Origin of the sequence: Deinococcus sp., assembly GCF_018260405.1 — a bacterium.
In the GTDB taxonomy this organism is placed as follows: Bacteria; Deinococcota; Deinococci; order Deinococcales; family Deinococcaceae; genus Deinococcus.
In genome coordinates, this window is record NZ_JAGLBG010000160.1 from 1 (window position 1) to 3,226 (window position 3,226).

At 60.8% G+C, this 3,226-nt stretch carries 4 protein-coding genes; 2 read left to right on the forward strand and 2 right to left on the reverse strand.

The features are described 5' to 3' along the window. Together QZ269_RS12505 and QZ269_RS12510 are read left to right on the forward strand one after the other, a co-directional pair. A partial coding sequence (locus tag QZ269_RS12505) for a hypothetical protein (protein ID WP_291427039.1) occupies nucleotides 1-116 on the forward strand: 116 nt, incomplete at its 5' end. Between the two features lie 477 nt (nucleotides 117-593). Next, complete coding sequence (locus QZ269_RS12510) at nucleotides 594-1,607, forward strand: bifunctional oligoribonuclease/PAP phosphatase NrnA (protein WP_291427036.1); 1,014 nt, start codon at nucleotides 594-596, stop codon at nucleotides 1,605-1,607. Between the two features lie 259 nt (nucleotides 1,608-1,866). Here the strand turns inward: QZ269_RS12510 and recR are convergent, their stop codons facing one another. Together recR and QZ269_RS12520 are read right to left on the reverse strand one after the other, a co-directional pair. Beyond that, complete coding sequence (recR, locus tag QZ269_RS12515) at nucleotides 1,867-2,517, reverse strand: recombination mediator RecR (RefSeq protein ID WP_291427037.1); 651 nt, start codon at nucleotides 2,515-2,517, stop codon at nucleotides 1,867-1,869. A gap of 58 nt (nucleotides 2,518-2,575) precedes the next feature. Then, nucleotides 2,576-2,866, reverse strand: a complete 291-nt coding sequence (locus QZ269_RS12520) for a YbaB/EbfC family nucleoid-associated protein (RefSeq protein ID WP_291427038.1) — start codon at nucleotides 2,864-2,866, stop codon at nucleotides 2,576-2,578. Nucleotides 2,867-3,226: the final 360 nt, after the last annotated feature.

Here is a 3,226-nt window from a genome sequence, read left to right on the forward strand (position 1 = left end):
TGACCTTCAACGTCGAACTGATCAAGCCTATCGCCATGGAAGAAGGGCTGCGCTTCGCTATCCGTGAAGGTGGCCGTACCGTCGGTGCAGGCGTCGTTTCCAAGGTTCTGGAGTAAGGTTTAACACCCTTGCAGGAAGGCCCCCGGTGGGTCTTCCTTTTTTTGTTGTATTTGATACGGATTCCGTTAAATTCTGGTGCGGTTAGGCCCCGTCCTGGGTGCCGTTCTGACCAAGAAGCTGGTTTGCCAAGAGGCGGGCAGGCTTGCTCAAGCGAGTCCGCTTTGCCCAAGAGGGCTCCGCCTGTACCACCATACTGCAGAACCCGTATCTTTTCCTACTCTCATCTGCTCGAATTGAATCTGGTTAGTTTAGCTTCAATCGGCAGTCTGTATTACGTGCATTCCGCTTGTGCAAGCAGCTCGACGATTCCGCTTCTCGTTCCACTCGGCAAAAAGATAGTCAAAAGAGCACCATCTTTTTGCAAAATGCTCTAACCTTGTCGTCCTTCTAGACCGCTTCAGGTTCGGTGCAGCGGGTGTACTGGGGGTAGTTGGCTGGCGCAGCGTTTCGGGACGTATTATAGTAGGAAAATAATGTCCGCCCTGAATTCTTCCAGCCTTCACTATCCGCAGGAGGTTGCTGCCGTGGCGGCTTGCCTCCAGAACCATCAGGGACCGATTGTTGTCCTGGCTCACGAAAATCCGGACGGAGACGCTCTGGGAAGCGTCCTGGGCCTAAGCCGTGCGCTGAGGGCCATCGGCAAAAGTGTGATTGCCCCGATGGAGGTGCCGCACTACCTGCGCTTCGTGGTCGAGCCGGGCGAAATCGTCTCGCCGCTGTCCGAGTGGCCTACAGACGCTCTGGTGGCTGTCCTGGACGTAGACAACAACGATCCGGCGCGGGTGGCGGGGGCCGACCTGACCACCTTCAGCGGCACCGTCGTCAATGTGGATCATCACGGAACCAACCTGCGCCGCGCCGACGCTGGCGTGGTCGATCCTTCCCGCCCCGCTGCAACCATGATCGTGGCTGACGTGATCGACGCCCTCGGAGTGCCCTGGACGGAAGCCCTGGCCACGCCGCTAATGCTGGGACTAAACACCGACACGGGTAACTTTGCCTTTGAAAGCGTGACGCCCGAAACGTTCGAGTGCGCGGCGCGGCTGCGGGCCCACGGCGCACGCATCGGCTGGCTGACCGAGCAACTGCGGCAAAAACCACGTTCCTACTTTTTGCTGCTTCAGGAAGTGCTGGGCACCCTGGAATTTTTATGGGACGGTCAGGTTGTGCTGGCGCGGGTCGATGACGTTATGCTGGCGCGGGCTGGGGCTTCCTGGGAAGATGTCGAGTCTTACGTGGGGCTGCTCCGAAATGCCGAGGGTTCCAGACTGGCCGTCATGATCAAAGACTTCGGCGACCGGGTCAAAGTTTCACTGCGTTCGAGTGGCGGCCTCAGTGCCCAGAACATCGCTGTGGCGCTAGGCGGCGGCGGGCATGTTCCGGCGGCGGGGGCTACCCTGTCCGAATCTTATGTCGAGGCCCGTTGCAAGATTAATCAGGCCATTACCGCAGAGCTATTGCGTGCCAGTAGCAGCACCCCGGCGTAAGCGCCTAGACGGACTCCGGTTGAAAGGTTCGCAAAAACCGCCTAACCCGAGCGGATTTGTAGAGCTGCGGCGCAGGGCGAGCACAAGAGCAACGGGTTCCAGGCGTGGAGTGGGCCACCCAGGATAGTGGCGAGTGGTCAACGAAACAGACGGCAGCTGGTATCAGGCCGTAAAACTAACCCCGGCAGGATGGCTACTTAAGCCTCGGTTGCCGGGGTCGGTTTTGCATTCTGACGCAGCAGGGATGAGGTGAGCGCGGTCAGCTGGGAACGGCTAACTCGTCGCCCGAACCGTCTTTGGGGGGCGCCGCACGCGGTTTGCTGATCTGTTGCCGCCCGGTTAGGGCGCGTCCCAGCGTAATTTCGTCGGTGTATTCCAGCGAGCCGCCCGCCGGAATGCCGTAAGCGATGCGGCTGACCACGGCCCCCAGCGGTTCCAGCAGGCGCTGCAAATAAAGCGCGGTGGCGTCGCCTTCGACCGTGGTGCCTGTCGCCAGAATAACTTCCATACCGTCTTGCACACGCGGCAGCAGCGGCTTGATATGCAGCTTTTCCGGCCCGACGCCATTCATGGGGCTAAGAACCCCGTGCAGAACGTGGTATAACCCCCGGTACTCGCCGCTCCGCTCGATGGCGATCACGTCGCCGGGTTCCTCGACCACCGCGATCTGCTGCTGGTCGCGGCCCGGATCGGCGCACACGTCGCACCTGTCGGCGTCGGTAATGTTGAAGCAAATTGGGCAAACGTGCAGGTCGCGCTTGGCTTCCAGCAGGGCCGAGGCGAGGCGCTCGATGTCTTCACGCGGCTGCTCGAACAGGTGAAAAGCAAGGCGCTGGGCACTTTTGGGGCCGATGCCCGGCAGCCGTGACAGTTCGCGGATCAGCGATACCAGCGAAGGGGGATACTTCACTTTTTATCTCCGTGCCGCCTGTCTGTGTGCGCCACTGGACGCTGGGGGCGTCGAGTCCTCAAAAGCCGGGGATGCCCAGTCCCTTGGTGGCGTCGCGCTGCAACTCCTCGGCCTTGGCGCTCGCGTCGTTCAGGGCGGCCAGCAACAGGTCTTCAAGGGCCTCGACATCGTCGCCGTCCACGGCTTCCGGCTTGATTTTAAGGCTCTGCACCTTGCCGTGGCCGTTCATGATCACGGTAACCAGTCCACTGGCGGTTCCTTCGACAGACTGCCCGGCCAGCTCATCCTGGATTTTGGTGGCGGCGGCCTGGGCCTGCTGCATCTGCTTCATCAGTTTCTTCATGTCCATGTCGGTCTATCTCCTACTAAGCGACGGGGAGGCTGAGTTCGGTGATCTTCACCGTCCCGCCCGGCTGCACCTCTAATTTACCCCGGAGGTCTGACAGGATTCTGCGGCGCTCCCCGTTTCGGTGACACCACGCGTCCTGGTAGCCAGATTCTGACACGCCCTCAGGACAGTCAGCGCTATCGCCTCGGCTGGAGCAGGCCCGGCTACTGGCGACCGTCCCAGCCTACGCGAGCGCGTTCCTCTACACCACGAAGTCACCAACGGCTCATTAGGCGGCGGGGCAGTCTGAGAGGCTGTCTGAGGCCCATATCGTCGGAGTATCCATGCTGCCCTCTTCATCAGGCGCACAATCGCTGGAGC

Excerpts from the sequence above, each read along its gene's own strand:
- QZ269_RS12510 (WP_291427036.1), top strand. The coding sequence starts at position 594 with ATGTCCGCCCTGAATTCTTCCAGCCTTCACTATCCGCAGGAGGTTGCT.
- QZ269_RS12520 (WP_291427038.1), bottom strand. The coding sequence starts at position 2,866 with ATGGACATGAAGAAACTGATGAAGCAGATGCAGCAGGCCCAGGCCGCC.